General features: G+C 65.5%; 14 protein-coding genes and 1 pseudogene. 5 read left to right on the top strand and 10 right to left on the bottom strand.

What is annotated here, in order from left to right; all coding sequences use genetic code 11:
• Positions 1-187: 187 nt before the first annotated feature.
• The 7 genes and pseudogenes from EET03_RS33130 to EET03_RS24405 form a co-directional block, all read right to left on the bottom strand.
• Entirely contained in the window at positions 188-577 is a 390-nt protein-coding gene (locus EET03_RS33130) for an NHL repeat-containing protein (RefSeq protein WP_425271557.1), read from the bottom strand.
• A gap of 184 nt (positions 578-761) precedes the next feature.
• Positions 762-1,132: pseudogene (locus tag EET03_RS24430) on the bottom strand (hypothetical protein).
• A 34-nt stretch (positions 1,133-1,166) separates the two neighbouring features.
• Complete coding sequence (locus tag EET03_RS24425) at positions 1,167-1,577, bottom strand: nuclear transport factor 2 family protein (RefSeq protein WP_075543780.1); 411 nt, start codon at positions 1,575-1,577, stop codon at positions 1,167-1,169.
• Entirely contained in the window at positions 1,574-2,455 is an 882-nt protein-coding gene (locus tag EET03_RS24420; protein WP_075543793.1) for a TIGR03619 family F420-dependent LLM class oxidoreductase, read from the bottom strand. The genes EET03_RS24425 and EET03_RS24420 overlap by 4 nt, the downstream gene beginning before the upstream one ends.
• A 5-nt stretch (positions 2,456-2,460) precedes the next feature.
• Complete coding sequence (locus EET03_RS24415) at positions 2,461-3,648, bottom strand: thiolase domain-containing protein (RefSeq protein ID WP_075543779.1); 1,188 nt, start codon at positions 3,646-3,648, stop codon at positions 2,461-2,463.
• Positions 3,648-4,712: a thiolase domain-containing protein gene (locus EET03_RS24410; protein WP_063471325.1), complete on the bottom strand. Its 1,065-nt coding sequence runs from the start codon at positions 4,710-4,712 to the stop codon at positions 3,648-3,650. The genes EET03_RS24415 and EET03_RS24410 overlap by 1 nt, the downstream gene beginning before the upstream one ends.
• A 14-nt stretch (positions 4,713-4,726) precedes the next feature.
• The gene (locus tag EET03_RS24405; RefSeq protein ID WP_075543778.1) at positions 4,727-5,740 is read right to left on the bottom strand and encodes a Zn-ribbon domain-containing OB-fold protein; all 1,014 of its coding nucleotides are present in this window, start codon (positions 5,738-5,740) and stop codon (positions 4,727-4,729) included.
• 57 nt (positions 5,741-5,797) lie between these two features.
• Here EET03_RS24405 and EET03_RS24400 point away from each other — a divergent pair, with 57 nt between their 5' ends.
• A complete protein-coding gene (locus EET03_RS24400; RefSeq protein ID WP_075543777.1) occupies positions 5,798-6,829 on the top strand; it encodes an LLM class F420-dependent oxidoreductase in 1,032 nt (343 codons plus the stop codon).
• Between the two features lie 50 nt (positions 6,830-6,879).
• On the opposite strand, the gene EET03_RS24395 is transcribed toward EET03_RS24400, so the two are convergent.
• Positions 6,880-7,599, bottom strand: coding sequence for an acetoacetate decarboxylase family protein (locus EET03_RS24395; protein WP_075543792.1), 720 nt, complete (start codon positions 7,597-7,599; stop codon positions 6,880-6,882).
• A 28-nt stretch (positions 7,600-7,627) separates the two neighbouring features.
• Here EET03_RS24395 and EET03_RS24390 point away from each other — a divergent pair, with 28 nt between their 5' ends.
• Positions 7,628-8,833: a cytochrome P450 gene (locus tag EET03_RS24390; RefSeq protein WP_075543776.1), complete on the top strand. Its 1,206-nt coding sequence runs from the start codon at positions 7,628-7,630 to the stop codon at positions 8,831-8,833.
• A 70-nt stretch (positions 8,834-8,903) separates the two neighbouring features.
• Here EET03_RS24390 and EET03_RS24385 read toward each other — a convergent pair whose 3' ends face one another.
• Both EET03_RS24385 and EET03_RS24380 read right to left on the bottom strand, forming a co-directional pair.
• The gene (locus EET03_RS24385) at positions 8,904-9,743 is read right to left on the bottom strand and encodes a PDDEXK family nuclease (protein ID WP_075543775.1); all 840 of its coding nucleotides are present in this window, start codon (positions 9,741-9,743) and stop codon (positions 8,904-8,906) included.
• Between the two features lie 104 nt (positions 9,744-9,847).
• On the bottom strand, positions 9,848-10,582 hold the full coding sequence (locus EET03_RS24380) for a crotonase/enoyl-CoA hydratase family protein (protein WP_244232515.1): 735 nt from the start codon (positions 10,580-10,582) through the stop codon (positions 9,848-9,850).
• A gap of 149 nt (positions 10,583-10,731) precedes the next feature.
• Between EET03_RS24380 and EET03_RS24375 the strand changes: the two genes are divergently transcribed.
• The 3 genes from EET03_RS24375 (at position 10,732) to EET03_RS24365 (ending at position 14,985) form a co-directional block, all read left to right on the top strand.
• Complete coding sequence (locus EET03_RS24375) at positions 10,732-12,381, top strand: acyl-CoA synthetase (RefSeq protein WP_075543773.1); 1,650 nt, start codon at positions 10,732-10,734, stop codon at positions 12,379-12,381.
• Between the two features lie 220 nt (positions 12,382-12,601).
• Positions 12,602-13,441, top strand: coding sequence for an amidohydrolase family protein (locus tag EET03_RS24370; protein ID WP_075543772.1), 840 nt, complete (start codon positions 12,602-12,604; stop codon positions 13,439-13,441).
• Entirely contained in the window at positions 13,438-14,985 is a 1,548-nt protein-coding gene (locus tag EET03_RS24365) for an acetolactate synthase large subunit (RefSeq protein WP_075543771.1), read from the top strand. The genes EET03_RS24370 and EET03_RS24365 overlap by 4 nt, the downstream gene beginning before the upstream one ends.
• Positions 14,986-14,999 lie beyond the last annotated feature (14 nt).

Raw genomic sequence — 14,999 nt, 5'->3', positions numbered from 1 at the left:
GGTTACCAGGATTCTGTTCTGTCCACCGGTCAATTCGCTGGCGCACCCGAGGACGCGCTCGACACCGCCTGCGGTCTCTATCTCGGCGATCCGACCGCCTGGACCTAACCCCCGACGGACTTCCGGGCGAGACCACTTAGTCTGAGCGGGTTTCACAGTCGGCCTGACCCGGGGGCAGCGAATCTCGTTAGTTTGTCAACAGTTTCACCACGCGTTTGTGAAAGTCGGTCACGTAGACGTTGCCCGCATTGTCGACTGCCACGCCGTACGGGAAGTTGAGGTCGGTGAAGGGCAGCGTCGATGGGGTGTTCGAGCCGGCCTCCAGCTTCAACACCCGGTTGTTGGTCAAGTCTGCGAGATAGACGCCGCCTTTGTGGTCCACCGCCACCCCGTCGGGATCGCCCACCTCGAGCGGCAGCACAACCTGTTTGGGAGCGGCTGGAACGGTCGACGGACCGGCCTGGCTGGGCGCGGCCTCCTTTGATGAGGTATGGAAGAAGCCCAGGTGCCCAACAACTGCGAGGATCGCCACGAGGACTACGGCGACGCCCGCGATAGCCGGGGTGCGCTGGTTCAACAGCCTGTTACGCCTGAATTCCCTTGCGTCCACAGCCAGCTCCCTCACCAGCATTTTGATCGCGACACCTGGACATTACCCGCATGGGCGCTACCCAAAGAGCAAGTTGAGCCGGGCAGCCCTGGCGGGGACTCGAGCCGCTGGCGCCAAAGCCGAGCGTCGGCAGATGAACTGCCGACCGGTGTCAGGCCTTGCCGCTGACTTCCGCGATCAATGCGTCGGGGTCGGTGACACTGACATACAACGTTTTCAGCGTGACGGGCACGCCCATGACCTTTGCCCGCGTGGGCGGGTCGATGGTCAGCTCGACGATGCCCCTGGAGGAGCCGTTGACCAGCCAGCGGCCCCGGAATCCGTGCGCCCCCAGGAATACACCCGGTCGTTGTTCGGCTTGGCGTCTTTGATGGACGCCAAGGGGATCTCGGCGTTGAAGCCCCAGCCGAACTTGACGCGCAGGGTGCCGTCCTGGATGCGCACCTCGCTGCGCTTGGGCCCACAGCCGAGCGGTACCGAGAAGGGGAGAAACCAGCGCTCGTAACGCAGCTCAGTAGGCACGTCTGAAAGTGTAGGCGTGACGGGGAGGCTTGGCCTAGATTTTTTTGGCGGTTGCGGCGGCGCGGTCCATCTCCCAGTAGGCCCGCAGGGCCACCAGCTGTCCGTCGTCGTTGGCTTTGTAGGTGAATACGCCTTCGGTGGTGATCTGGTGGTCGCCCATCGTGATCAGGATGTGCCCGACGTTGGCTTCCTCGTTGCCGCATTGGAAGGTGTCGCGGAAGAAGAACTCGATCCTGGTGGTGGGCGCGATGGCCTTGTCCCAGAACGCCGATATCGCGTCGCGGCCGCGGTGGCCCGTGCCTTCGGGGTCGAAAGCCGATGGGCCGATGGGGTCTTCGACGACGGCGTCGTCGGCGAATACCGCCAGCCAGGCCTGTTTGTCCCGGGCTTGAACCGCCTCCCGGGAGCGACGGCCGGCCTCGTGTGCGGGGTGCTTCTGGGTCATGCGTCCTGCCAACCGGAGTGGATATAGGTGTCCGCAAAGCGTTTCAGCGAGTCCTGCTTCTTCTCGAGCGGCGCATCGAAGCCCAGGCCGTCGAACACCCAGGGCACCACGATGTTGTCGGTGACCCCCATCTCGGCAAGTTCGCGGTGACCGTCGACCCCGAACTTGTCGATACAGACTGCCTGGACCTCGAACGGCTGGTCGGCTCGGCCGTAATCGCTGCGCAGCACATTGAGACGGCCGATGGTTTCGGCAAGTTGCGCGCTGGTCATCATCGCGGTGGTCCAGCCGTCACCGACGCGGGCGGCCCGCCGCAGTGCCACGTCGGTGTGCCCGCCGACGTAAAACGGCACCGGAAGGCTGGGGGCCGGGCTCATCTGCAGGCGATCGAAGTCGAAGAATTCGCCGTGGAATTCGACCATGCCGCCGCCGAGCACCAGCTTGATCACCTCGATCATCTCGTCGACGCGGGCGCCGCGGCGCTTAAACGGCACCCCGCACCATTCGAATTCCTCAGGCGCCCAACCGATTCCGATGCCGAAGCCGAAGCGGTTGTTGGTCAGATTGGCCACCGAGCCGACCTGGCGCGCCAGTAGCAGCGGCTGGCGGGAGCCGAGCTTCAACACGTGGGTGTAGAACCGCAATGTCGAGGTGGCCGACCCCATCGCGGCGGCGGCGATCAGCGGGTCCACCCACGGGGCGTTCTCGTCCCACATCCGCGACCCGTCGGGGGTGTACGGATAATCGGCGGCCGCCTTCTCCATGAAAAACAGCGAATCGGGCAAGGCGATCGAATCGAACCCGACTTCTTCGGCGGTCTTGGCGATGCCGACCAACTGGTCGACCGGCGCCATCACGACACTGCAGGTGTACTTCATCCGGGTCACGGCTTGACCGGCTTTTCAGAGCCCACCACCCACATCGAGAAGTACTGCGAGCCACCACCGTAGGCGTGCCCCAAAGCCTTTCGCGCATTCGGAACCTGGTGGTCGCCGCCCTTGCCCATCACCTGGATGGCCGCCTCGGCAAACCGGATCAGGCCGGAGGCGCCGATCGGGTTGGAGGACATCACCCCCCCGGAGGGGTTGACCGGTAACCGTCCGCCGATGGCGGTTTCACCGGCTTCGGTGAGCTTCCAGCCCTCGCCCTCGGCGGCAAACCCGAGGTTCTCCAACCACATCGGCTCGAACCAGGAGAACGGCACGTAGATTTCGGCGGCATCGATTTCGTCGATCGGGTTGGTGATGCCCGCCGCCTTCCACAGCGCTGCGGCGGCGTCGCGGCCGGCCTGCGGGCTCACCTGGTCGCGACCCGCATAGGCCAGCGGTTCGGTGCGCAACGCGGTGGCATGGATCCACGCCACCGGCTGCCCTTGCGCCACCTTTGCGTCGGCGATCTCCTCATTGCCGATCACCACGGCGCAGGCGCCATCGGAGGAGGGACAGGTCTCGTCATAGCGAATCGGGTCCCACAGCATGGGCGACTCCATCACCTTCTCCAGGGTGATGTCGGGCTGCTGCAGGTGCGCCAACGGATTACGGCTGCCGTTGAGCCGGTCCTTGACGGCCACCATGGCCCCGATGTGCGTCGGCGCTCCGGAGCGTCGGATATAGGCGCGCACGTGCGGAGCGAAGTAACCACCGGCGCCGGCACCGACCGGCTTGATGAAGGGAATCGGAATCGACAGTGCCCACATGGCATTGGACTCCGACTGCTTCTCCCAAGCCATGGCCAGCACCCGGCGGTACTTGCCGGACTGCACCAGGCTGGCCGCCACCACTCCGGTGGATCCGCCGACCGAGCCCGCGGTGTGCACCCGGATCATGGGCTTGCCGGTGGCGCCCACGGCATCGGCCATGAACAGTTCGGGCATCATGACGCCTTCGAAGAAGTCGGGCGCCTTGCCCACCACGACGGCGTCGATGTCATCGAAGGTGGACCCGGAATCTTCCAGGGCCCGGTCGATGGCCTCGCGCACCAGGCCGTTCATCGAGACGTCCTGGCGCTTGGCGACGTACTTGGTCTGACCGGTGCCCAGTACCGCGGCCAGCTGTGCTCCTGCTCCGGCCATCAGTTTCTTCCTTCCATGACGGCGACCAGGTTCTGTTGCAACGCAGGCCCACTGGTCGCATGCGCCAGCACCCGGCGGGCCGAGCCGTCCCAGATATGTTGGGCGGCGAAGCCGATGCGTTCCAGGCCGGCGACGAACATCGGGTTGGCCGCCAGCGCACCGCCGGACGGATTGATTTTCGTCTTGCCGGGAATACCGATGGCCTCGGCGAGGATCAGCTGCTGGTGGGTGAACGGCGCGCAAATCTCGGCCACGTCGATGTTGCGGGTCTTGCCACCGGTGGCCGCCTTGGCCGCGCTTCTTGTCGACGGTGACTCGGTGAGATTGCGCACGCCCAGCGACGGCGACTCGATGCGATGTTCGATGCCCGTTATCCACGCCGGGTTTTCCCGCAACTCCCGGGCGCGGTCGTCGGCTGCGAGGACGATCGCCGCGGCGCCATCGGTGATCGGCGCGATGTCGTGGCGGCGCAGCGGGTCGGCGAAGTACGGCCGCTCCAGCAAGTCGTCCATGCTGACCGGGGGCTCGACGGAGTCCACCCGGCGGGCATTGGTGAAGGAGTCGAAAGCCACACGCGCCATCTGCGATTCGCTCCACTTACCGGAGTCGAGCCCGAGGCGGGCCTGTAATCCGGCCATGGACACCGAATCCGGCCATAGCGGCGCGACGGTGTAGGGGTCGGTCTGGCGGGACAGGACGCGCCGCAGGGTTCCGGCGGAGGACTTGCCGAAGCCGTACACCAGCGCCGTGTCGACTTCGCCGGTCAGGATTTTGATGTAGGCCTCATACAGTGCCCATGCGGCGTCCATCTCGACGTGCGATTCGTTGATCGGCGGTACGGCGCCGATCGAATCGATTGCCGAGATGAACGAAAACGCCCGTCCAGCAAGGTAATCGGAGGATCCTGAACACCAGAAGCCGATGTCGGCCTTGGTGATGCCGAGCTCTTCGTAGAGCTGGGCGAAGCACGGCATCAACATCTCGACGCCGTTGGTGGTGCCGTCGGTGCGGCGAACGTGCGGCGCGTGGGCGAAGCCGACCACCGCGACATTGCGAGCGCTCATATGCAGTTAGGCCTTTACAGGTGGTGTTTGTAGGTGTCGTAGTCGGCGTCCGGTTCTCCGGTGGGCCGGAAGTACTGGATGTTGTCGATGCCGAATCCCCACTCTTGGCGAGGTTTCCACACCGCCTCGACCCGCATCCCCATCCGCACCTCGTGCGCGTCGACGTCGGAAACCAAATGCAGGAACGGGATATCGGCGCCGTCGAGCAACACGTAGGCCGCCACGTAAGGCGGTTTGATCCGCTGACCCATGAACGGGATGTTGATGATCGCGAACGTCGTCACCGTGCCCTTGTCCGGCAGCTCGACGAACTCGGTGGTCGGCTGGCCGGTGGCCGGGTCGGCGCCGTGCGGTGGGAAATAGACCTTTCCCTTTTCCCCGCTATCGCTCCTAGTCCGGGCGCCCAGCAGCTTGCCCTCGGCGATAGCGCGCAGATACGCGCTCTCCTCGTGGGATGCGGTGTGCTGGATCGTCATCTCTATCGGGGTGACGATCATGGTGACCGGGTCCTGGTCGGCTGGTGCTTCCGGAACAGGTTCGGATTCGCCGCCCAGCGCGAAGTAGGCGATGTCGGTGATGGCGCCCACGGTCTCGTCGGCCCAGTGCACATGCACCCGGGCGCCGGTTCTGATCTTGTCCGGTTCGCCCGCGGATCCTACGTCGACAGCATGCATCAGCAGGGTGTCGGCGCCGTCCAGCTTGATCAGCGCCCAGGCAAACGGGCGGTCCAGCGGCTGGCCCGGCAACGGCTCCGGCTGCCAGGTCCAGGATGCGACGGTGCCGACATCCGACACCGGTACCATCTCGGTCAGCGGTTCGTAGGTCACCGGGTCGTATTCGGCGGGTGGCACGTGCACCCGGCCATCGGATCCGCGAACGCCCAGAATGCGGCGCTCACGCAGCGCGGTGAAGAACTTGCTCAGCGTGGGACCGACCGAACGGGTGTAGTCGAACGACAAAGTCAACGGCGCGGAGAGAGGCGGCTCACGATGATCGATCAAGGTCGGGCGGCTCGAGGTGGCTGTCACGCCTTCGAGTAGAACAGGTTCTAACTATCTGAGCAAGAAGGCAGCAAGGAGGCAAGGATGAAGCTGGGCCTACAGCTGGGGTACTGGGGCGCTGAGCCTCCGCAGAACGCTGCGGAACTCGTCGCCGCGGCCGAGGACGCCGGGTTCGACGCCGTGTTCACCGCCGAGGCGTGGGGCTCCGACGCCTACACCCCGCTGGCCTGGTGGGGTTCGGCCACGCGGCGGCTGCGGCTGGGCACCTCGGTGGTCCAGTTGTCCGCGCGCACCCCGACGGCGTGCGCGATGGCGGCGCTGACGTTGGATCATCTGTCCGGTGGCCGTCACATTCTGGGGCTCGGCGTGTCCGGCCCACAGGTGGTCGAGGGCTGGTACGGCCAGCCGTTCCCCAAGCCGCTGGCCCGCACCCGGGAGTACATCGACATCGTGCGCCAGGTATGGGCCCGCGAGAAACCGGTGACCAGCGACGGCCCGCACTATCCGCTGCCGCTGACCGGCTCGGGGACCACCGGGCTGGGCAAGGCGTTGAAGCCCATCACTCATCCGCTGCGTGCCGACATCCCGATCATGCTGGGTGCGGAGGGGCCGAAGAACGTGGCGCTGGCCGCCGAGATCTGCGACGGCTGGCTGCCGATTTTCTATTCGCCCCGGATGGCCGGCATGTACAACGAATGGCTCGACGAGGGTTTTGCCCGGCCCGGCGCCCGCCGCAGCCGTGCGGATTTCGAGATCTGCGCGACGGCGCAGATCGTTGTCACCGAAGACCGCGCGGCGGCGTTCACCGGAATCAAGCCGTTCCTGGCCCTCTACATGGGCGGGATGGGCGCCGAGGACACCAACTTCCACGCCGACGTCTATCGCCGGATGGGCTACGCCGAGATTGTCGACGACGTGACCAAGCTGTTCCGGTCCGGGCGGAAGGACGAGGCCGCGGCGGTGATCCCCGACGAGCTCGTCGACGACGCCATGATCGTCGGCGATCTCGACTACGTGCGTAAGCAGATCGTGGCCTGGGAGGCTGCCGGCGTGACCATGATGGTGGTCAGCGCCCGCAGCGTTGAGCAGGTCCGCGACCTTGCCGGGCTGGTTTAGGGCGGTTCTTGCCAGACGATTAGAACGCGTTCTAGATTGACCGGGTGGGTTCAGATGGCGTGCGCGTCGCCGAAGGTCATCTCCACGTTGTCCGCCGATTGCGACGCCAGTGCCCGCTTAGGCAGGCCCAGCGAGGCGAGTTCCTTGGCGTAAGGGTGGTCACCGAGGCGCAGCCGGGCACCGCCGAGGCGGGCCCGCAGGCCCGATATCTTCATCTCCCACGGGATTTCCCGGGTGACACCGTCTTGGTGGGAATAGGCCTTGAGCACCTGCGAACCTCGTGTCGGCAGCGGCACTCCGTTGCTGAACTCCATGTCGGCGATGAGCTGCCCGTCGGCGCTGACGTCGAAGCCGAATTTGGCGTCTTCGCGAACGTTGAAGTCCGCCATGATCTTCGGGAAGCCCCAGATGGTGCGACCGGCCTCGAGGGTGAAGGACTGGTCGACCGGCAGGTGGTGGATGAACGCCGCGGCTTTCGCCAGGGCCCGGGGACCACGGGCTCGTCGGGCTCGGCTGCCGGGCGGATTGACCATGACCGCGGTGCCGTACTCGTGGTACTGGCCGAGATCGCCGTCGACGTAGCGCACCAGCATCTGCATGACGATCGCTTTGCCCGGCAGATATTCGCACACCCTAAGCCCGCTGTAGTCGATGAGTTTTTGGGTCGGCGCGGCGGGCACCGAGAACATCGCCGAGTGCATATTCGCTGTGCGGATACGGACCGGCATGGTGAGCACCGTGCCGGCGATGGTGTGTTGCGAGACAGGCATGACGCTCACTGTAATGCGGAGGACTGGCATGACTGAAGCCGTTGATAGGCCAGACGTCGATCTGACCGACGGGACCTTCTACGCCAGTCGTGAGGCGCGGGTGGCGTACCGGTGGATGCGTGCGCATGAGCCGGTGTTCCGCGACCGCAACGGACTGGCCGCGGCGTCGACCTATCAGGCGGTGATCGACGCCGAACGGCAGCCCGAGCTGTTCTCGAACGCCGGCGGTATCCGTCCCGACCAGCCGGCGATGCCGATGATGATCGACATGGACGACCCGGCACATCTGTTGCGGCGCAAGCTGGTTAACGCCGGCTTTACCCGCAAGCGGGTGAAAGACAAAGAGGCCTCGATCGGGGCGTTGTGTGACACGCTGATCGACGCGGTGTGCGAACGTGGTGAATGTGACTTCGTACGGGATCTTGCCGCGCCGCTGCCGATGGCGGTGATCGGCGACATGCTCGGGGTGCGCCCGGAGCAGCGGGACATGTTCTTGCGCTGGTCGGACGATCTGGTGACGTTTCTGAGTTCCCATGTGTCGCAAGAGGATTTTCAGGTCAGCATGGACGCCTTCGCGGCCTACAACGACTTCACCCGGGGGACTATTGCCGCGCGTCGTGCGGAGCCGACCGATGATCTGGTCAGTGTGCTGGTGAGCTCCGAGGTCGACGGGGAGCGGCTGAGTGACGACGAGCTGGTGATGGAGACGCTGCTGATCCTGATCGGCGGCGACGAGACCACGCGGCATACCTTGAGTGGGGGTACCGAGCAGCTGTTGCGCAACCGCGATCAGTGGGATTTGCTGGTGGCCGACCCGTCGTTGGTGCCCTCGGCGGTTGAGGAGATGCTGCGCTGGACGGCGCCGGTGAAGAACATGTGCCGAATGTTGACTCGCGATACGGATTTTCACGGCACGGCGTTGCATGCGGGCGAGAAGATGATGCTCTTGTTCGAGTCGGCCAACTTCGACGAAGCGGTGTTCCCGGATGCCGAGCGATTCGACATTCAGCGAAACCCGAACAGTCACTTGGCGTTCGGCTTTGGCACCCATTTCTGCCTGGGCAACCAATTGGCGCGCTTGGAGCTATCGTTGATGACGGAGCGGTTGCTGCGGCGGCTGCCCGACCTGCGGCTGGCGTCATCGGATGCGGCGTTGCCGCTGCGGCCGGCGAACTTCGTCAGCGGCCTGGAGTCGATGCCGGTGGTGTTCACTCCTAGTGCGCCGCTGAGTTGAGATGTCCTTGCGTTGTCTGCCGAACGTGTTGTCAGCGCGAGATTTTGGCTCGCGGATTCTCTCGGTGACTTCACGCTCGGCGGGCCCAGGCGACTGCCACCCGTCGCAGGATGCCGCCTGGCACGTCCTCGACGGTGACCCGCACCACGATCCAGCCCAGCTCGGTTAGTGCTTCGAAACGCGCGATGTCCTTGTTGAATTGCCTGCGATCGGTGCGGTGCTGGTCACCCTCGTACTCGACCGCGACTTTGATGTCCTTCCAGCCCATGTCGAGTACGGCGACAGCCTCGCCGTACTCTCCGTAAACCACGATCTGGGTCTTCGGCGCAGGATAGCCAGCGTCGATGAGCAGCAACCGCAGCCAAGTCTCGCGCGGTGACTCGGCACCCGCGTCGACCAGCTTGAGTGCGCTGCGGGCACGCCGGATGTTGCGGTGCCCGTTGTAGCGTCCGGCCAGCAATTCGGTATCGGCGACCCGGAGCCTGGTTGCTCTGGCGAGCGAGTCGATAGCCGCAACCGCTGTGCCGACCGGATTTCGGCAGGCGAGGTCGAGGGCAGTGCGGGCTGGGGTGGTTACCTGTAGGCCGCGTACGAGCTGGATCTCGTCACTGGCGACGGCGCTCGACCACGTCAGGATGCCGCTCGGCGGCCGGCGGTGGTCATAGAGTAATCGGGCCGGTGCTCGATGGTCGACCCATTTGGCGCCATGTAGTGCCGAAGCCGAGTGGCCCGCGATGACGCCGCGCCGTCGCGACCACAGCCAGGCGGCATGAGCGCGTGTCGTGGCGGTGAGGTCCGTGCCGGGCGGGACGTATACGTCGGGATGGATCGCGACGTAACGGCTACGCAGCCGATACGGCGTCAGCGCACCCGATGCGAGGGCTTCGCTGCCGATGAAAGGTCCGGTCACGGACTAGCAGTGTGACGCGAGGTACCGACAAGGCCGTCGAGCGTGTTCTGGCCGTCAAAATTTGGCCGAATTTTCGCAAACAGAACACGCTCGGCGACGGGGAGTTAGCGGTTCTGGAAGTTGGGCTTGCGCTTTTCGGCGAACGCCTTCGGGCCTTCCTTGGCGTCGTCGGACAGGAACACCTTGATGCCGATCTGGGTGTCGATCGTGAACGCGTCGTTTTCGGCCATGCCCTCGGTCTCCCGGATGGTTCGCAGAATCGCCTGCACGGCGAGCGGGCCGTTATTCTCGATGATTCCCGCAATTTCGAGGGCTTTCGTCAGGGCCTGCCCGTCGGGCACGACATAGCCGATCAGGCCCATGTCCTTGGCCTCGGCGGCGGTGATGTGCCGTCCGGTCAGCAGCAGGTCGCACGCCACCGTGTAGGGGATCTGCCGCACCAGTCGCACCGCCGAGCCGCCCATGGGGTACAGGCTCCACTTGGCCTCCGAGATGCCGAACTTGGCGCTTTCGCCGGCGACGCGGATGTCGGTGCCCTGCAGGATCTCGGTGCCACCGGCGATCGCGGGACCTTCCACGGCGGCGATCAAGGGCTTGCTGAGTCGTCGGCCTTTGAGCAGGGCGTCGATACGCGACGGGTCGTAGCTGCCGTCCTTGAACGAATCACCCGGCGGCTTCTTGGTTGCCGCCTTCAGATCCATGCCGGCGCAGAAGTAGCCACCGGCCCCGGTCAGGATGGCGCATCGGATGTCGGGATCGTTGTCGACGCGGTCCCAGGCTTCCACCATGATCTGCATCATTTCGCTGCTCAGGGCATTGCGGGCGTGCGGCCGGTTCATGGTCACGATGAGGGTGTGACCGCGCCGCTCGACCAGCGCATCCGGTTCGGGTTCGTTTGCTGGTGCTGCGGCGTTGTCCAGGGGCACGGCTAACCGCCTCTCGCTCGACATCGGGCATTCGCTTGTCAAGAAATGTAACACGTTCTAGTTTGGGGTCCGTGGCCCTCAATATTGCCGATCTCGCCGAGCACGCCATCGACGCTGTGCCTGACCGGGTAGCCCTCATCTGCGGCGATGAGCAGCTGACCTACGCCCAACTCGAGGAGAAAGCCAACCGCCTGGCGCACTACCTGCTCGACCACGGAGTGCGGAAGGACGACAAGGTCGGACTCTACTGCCGCAACCGCAACGAGATCGTCATCGCGATGCTCGGCATCGTGAAGGCGGGCGCCATTCTGGTCAACGTCAACTACCGGTATGTCGAGGGTGAACTTCGGTACCTCTTCGACAACTCCGACATGGTTGCGCTGGTGCACGAGCGCCAGTACTCCGACCGGGTCGCCAACGTGCTGCCGGACACACCCAACGTCAAGACGGTCCTCTTCGTTGAAGACGGGAGCGACAAGGACTATCAGCGCTACGGAGGCGTCGAGTTCCACGCGGCGCTGGAGCAGGGCTCACCCGAGCGGGACTTCGGTGAGCGCAGCTCTGATGACATCTACCTCCTCTACACCGGCGGCACGACCGGATTCCCCAAGGGCGTGATGTGGCGCCACGAGGACATCTACCGGGTGCTGTTCGGCGGAACCGACTTCGCCACAGGGAAATTCGTGGAGGACGAATACGACCTAGCGCGTGCCGCCGCCGCTAATCAGCCGATGATCCGGTATCCGATTCCGCCGATGATCCACGGGGCCACCCAGTCGGCCACCTGGATGTCCATCTTCTCCGGTCAAACTACAGTTCTGTCACCGGAATTCAACGCCGACGAGGTGTGGCGCACGGTTGCGAAGCACAAGGTGAACCTGTTGTTCTTCACCGGTGACGCAATGGCCCGGCCATTACTGGATGCGCTTGACCGAGAACATGATTACGATCTGTCGTCGCTGTTCCTACTGGCCAGCACCGCGGCACTGTTCTCGCCGAGCATCAAGGAGAAACTGCTTGAGCTGCTTCCGAATCGGGTTATCACCGACTCAATAGGTTCGTCGGAGACCGGATTTGGCGGTACCAGCATCGTCGCCGCCGGCGCGTCGCAGAACGGAGGACCGCGAGTCACCATCGACCACCGGACCGTCGTCCTCGACGAGGACGGCAACGAGGTCAAGCCCGGTTCCGGGGTCCGCGGAATGCTCGCGAAGAAAGGCAACATTCCGGTCGGCTATTACAAAGACGAGAGGAAGACCGCCGAGACGTTCAAGATCATCAACGGTGTGCGGTATGCGATTCCGGGTGACTACGCCATGGTCGAGGAGGACGGAACGGTCACCATGCTGGGCCGAGGCTCCGTGTCGATCAACAGCGGCGGTGAGAAGATTTATCCCGAAGAGGTCGAGGCTGCGTTGAAGGGCCATCCCGACGTCTTCGACGCTCTGGTGGTCGGTGTGCCCGATCCCCGCTACGGCCAGCAGGTGGCGGCCGTAGTGCAGGCCCGGCCCGGCTGCCGCCCGTCGTTGGCCGAGTTGGACGGCTTTGTGCGCTCGCAAATCGCGGGATACAAAGTGCCGCGCAGCGTTTGGTTCGTCGACGAGGTGAAGCGGTCACCTGCCGGCAAGCCGGATTATCGCTGGGCCAAGGAGCAGACGGAGGCGCGGGCGGCCGACGACGCACCGGCCGGCCAGGTGACTACTGGGGCGTAATTTGGGTGTGGCCGACGGCGGCTTTGCCCGAGCTGAGGCAGCTGAATGGGGCTGGTTTGGGCGCGCTACATGCGGCGGGTCGGGTGTGTGCGCGCGGCCGGTCGTGTCGTTGGCCGCAGGCGGTCGAAACCCGATAACTGCCCGACTGGATCGGCGCGGCGGGTCGAACCCTGCCGCTCCGCACGACAACATCGGTAGGGCGTCTACAGTTCGAAGCGCGATGACGATCGATGTGTGGATGCAGCACCCGACCCAGCGGTTCCTGCGCAGCGACATGTTGGCCTCGCTTCGGCGCTGGACCGGTGGGTCCATACCCGATACCGAAATCCCGATCGCGGCAACCCTTGGGGCAATGGACGCAGCCGACGTCGACCTCGGCCTGCTCAGCGCGTGGCGTGGTCCCAACGGACAGGACCTGATTTCCAACGACGAGGTCGCCGCATGGGTCGCCGCGCACCCGGACAGGTTCGCCGGCCTGGCCACGGTCGACCTGGACCGTCCGATGGCGGCGGTTCGGGAATTGCGGCGCCGAGTCCGCGACGACGGTTTCGTCGGTCTGCGAGTGGTGCCCTGGCTGTGGAACGCGCCGCCCACCGACCGTCGCTACTACCCGTTGTTCGCCGAGTGCGTGGAGCTGGCCGTGCCGTTCTGCACCCAGGTCGGTCACACCGGCCCACTGCGGCCATCGGAAACCGGACGCCCGATTCCCTACATCGATCAGGTAGCGCTGGACTTTCCGGAGCTGGTGATCGTGTGCGGGCATGTCGGCTATCCGTGGACCGAGGAGATGGTCGCGGTGGCCCGCAAGCACGAGAACGTCTACATCGACACCTCCGCCTACACTATCAAGCGGCTGCCGCAAGAGCTGGTGAGCTTCATGAAAACCGTTACCGGACAACGCAAAGTCCTGTTCGGCACCAACTATCCGATGATCGCCCACCCGCATGCCCTGGCGGGCCTCGACGAACTCGGTCTCAGCGACGACGCCCGACGAGACTTCCTGCACCGCAACGCCGAACGCGTCTTCTCAGGGCTGGCCCGAGGAAAGGTGGAAACATGAACGGCGCCCAGGCTCTGATCAACACCTTGGTCGACGGTGGAGTCGACGTGTGCTTCGCCAACCCCGGCACCTCGGAGATGCACTTCGTGGCCGCACTCGACACCGTTCCGCAAATGCGAGGCATATTAACGCTTTTCGAAGGTGTGGCCACCGGTGCGGCCGACGGCTACGCCCGCATCGCCGACCGGCCGGCGGCGGTGCTGCTGCACCTGGGGCCCGGGCTGGGCAACGGTCTGGCCAACTTGCACAACGCGCGCCGCGCCCGGGTGCCGATGGTGGTCGTCGTCGGTGACCACGCGACCTATCACAAAAAGTACGACGCCCCTTTGGAATCCGACATCGATGCGCTGGCAGGCAGCGTGTCGGGATGGGTGCGTCGCACGCAGGCCGCCGCTGACGTCGGAACTGATACCGCCGACGCGGTCGCCGCAAGCCGGTTGGTTCCGCAGATCTCGACGCTGATCCTGCCCGCCGATGCCTCCTGGTCGGAGGGCGCCGCGCCGGCTGCCCCGGTTGTGGAGCGGCCGGCGCCGACCGGTAGGGATCTGGTGTCGGTGGCCAACGTGTTGCGCTCCGGAGAACCGGTGATGTTGCTGATCGGCGGGGACGCCACCCGCGGCCCGGGGCTGGCCGCGGCCGCGCGGATCGCCGAGGCCACCGGGGCGCGCTGGCTGTGCGAGACGTTTCCGACCCGGCTGGAGCGCGGAGCCGGCGTGCCCGCCGTGGAGCGCCTCGCGTACTTCGCGGAAGCCGCGACGGCACAGCTGGACGGGGCCAAGCATCTGGTGCTGGCCGGCGCCAAATCGCCGGTGTCGTTTTTCGCCTACCCCGGCATGCCCAGCGATCTGGTGCCGGCGGGATGTGCGGTGCATCTGCTCGCCGAGCCCAGGGGAGCAGCGGACGCCCTGGTCGCGCTGGCCGACGAGTTGGCACCCGGCACCAGCGCGCCGGTGGCGGCCGCGTCGCGTCCGCAACTTCCGACGGGTGCGCTGACGTCGGCGTCGGCGGCCGACGTGATCGGCGCGCTGATGCCCGATCGGGCGATCGTCGTCGACGAATCCACCACGTCGGGTCTGCTGCTGCCACAAGCCACCGCCGGGGCGCCGGCCCATGACTGGCTGACGCTGACCGGCGGGGCGATCGGCTACGGCATCCCGGCGGCGGTGGGTGCCGCGGTCGCCGCTCCCGATCGTCCGGTACTGTGCCTGCAATCCGACGGGTCGGCGATGTACACGATTTCGGGGTTGTGGACCCAGGCGCGGGAAAACCTCGACGTCACCACCGTCATCTACAACAACGGCGCCTACGACATCCTGCGGATCGAGTTGCAGCGCGTCGGCGTCGGATCCGCTCCCGGCCCCAAGGCGCTGAATCTTCTCGACATCTCGCCCCCCAGAATGGATTTCGTCAAGATGGCCGAGGGCATGGGTGTTCCGGCGCGGCGGGTCACCACCTGTGAGGAGTTCGCCGACGCCCTGCGCGCCGCCCTCGCCGAACCCGGACCGCACCTGATCGACGCGGTGGTGCCGTCACTGTTGGGATAACACCGGGCGGCATC

Source organism: Mycobacterium innocens, assembly GCF_900566055.1.
GTDB lineage: Bacteria > Actinomycetota > Actinomycetes > Mycobacteriales > Mycobacteriaceae > Mycobacterium > Mycobacterium innocens.
This window is presented reverse-complemented; position numbering and strand designations above follow the sequence as displayed.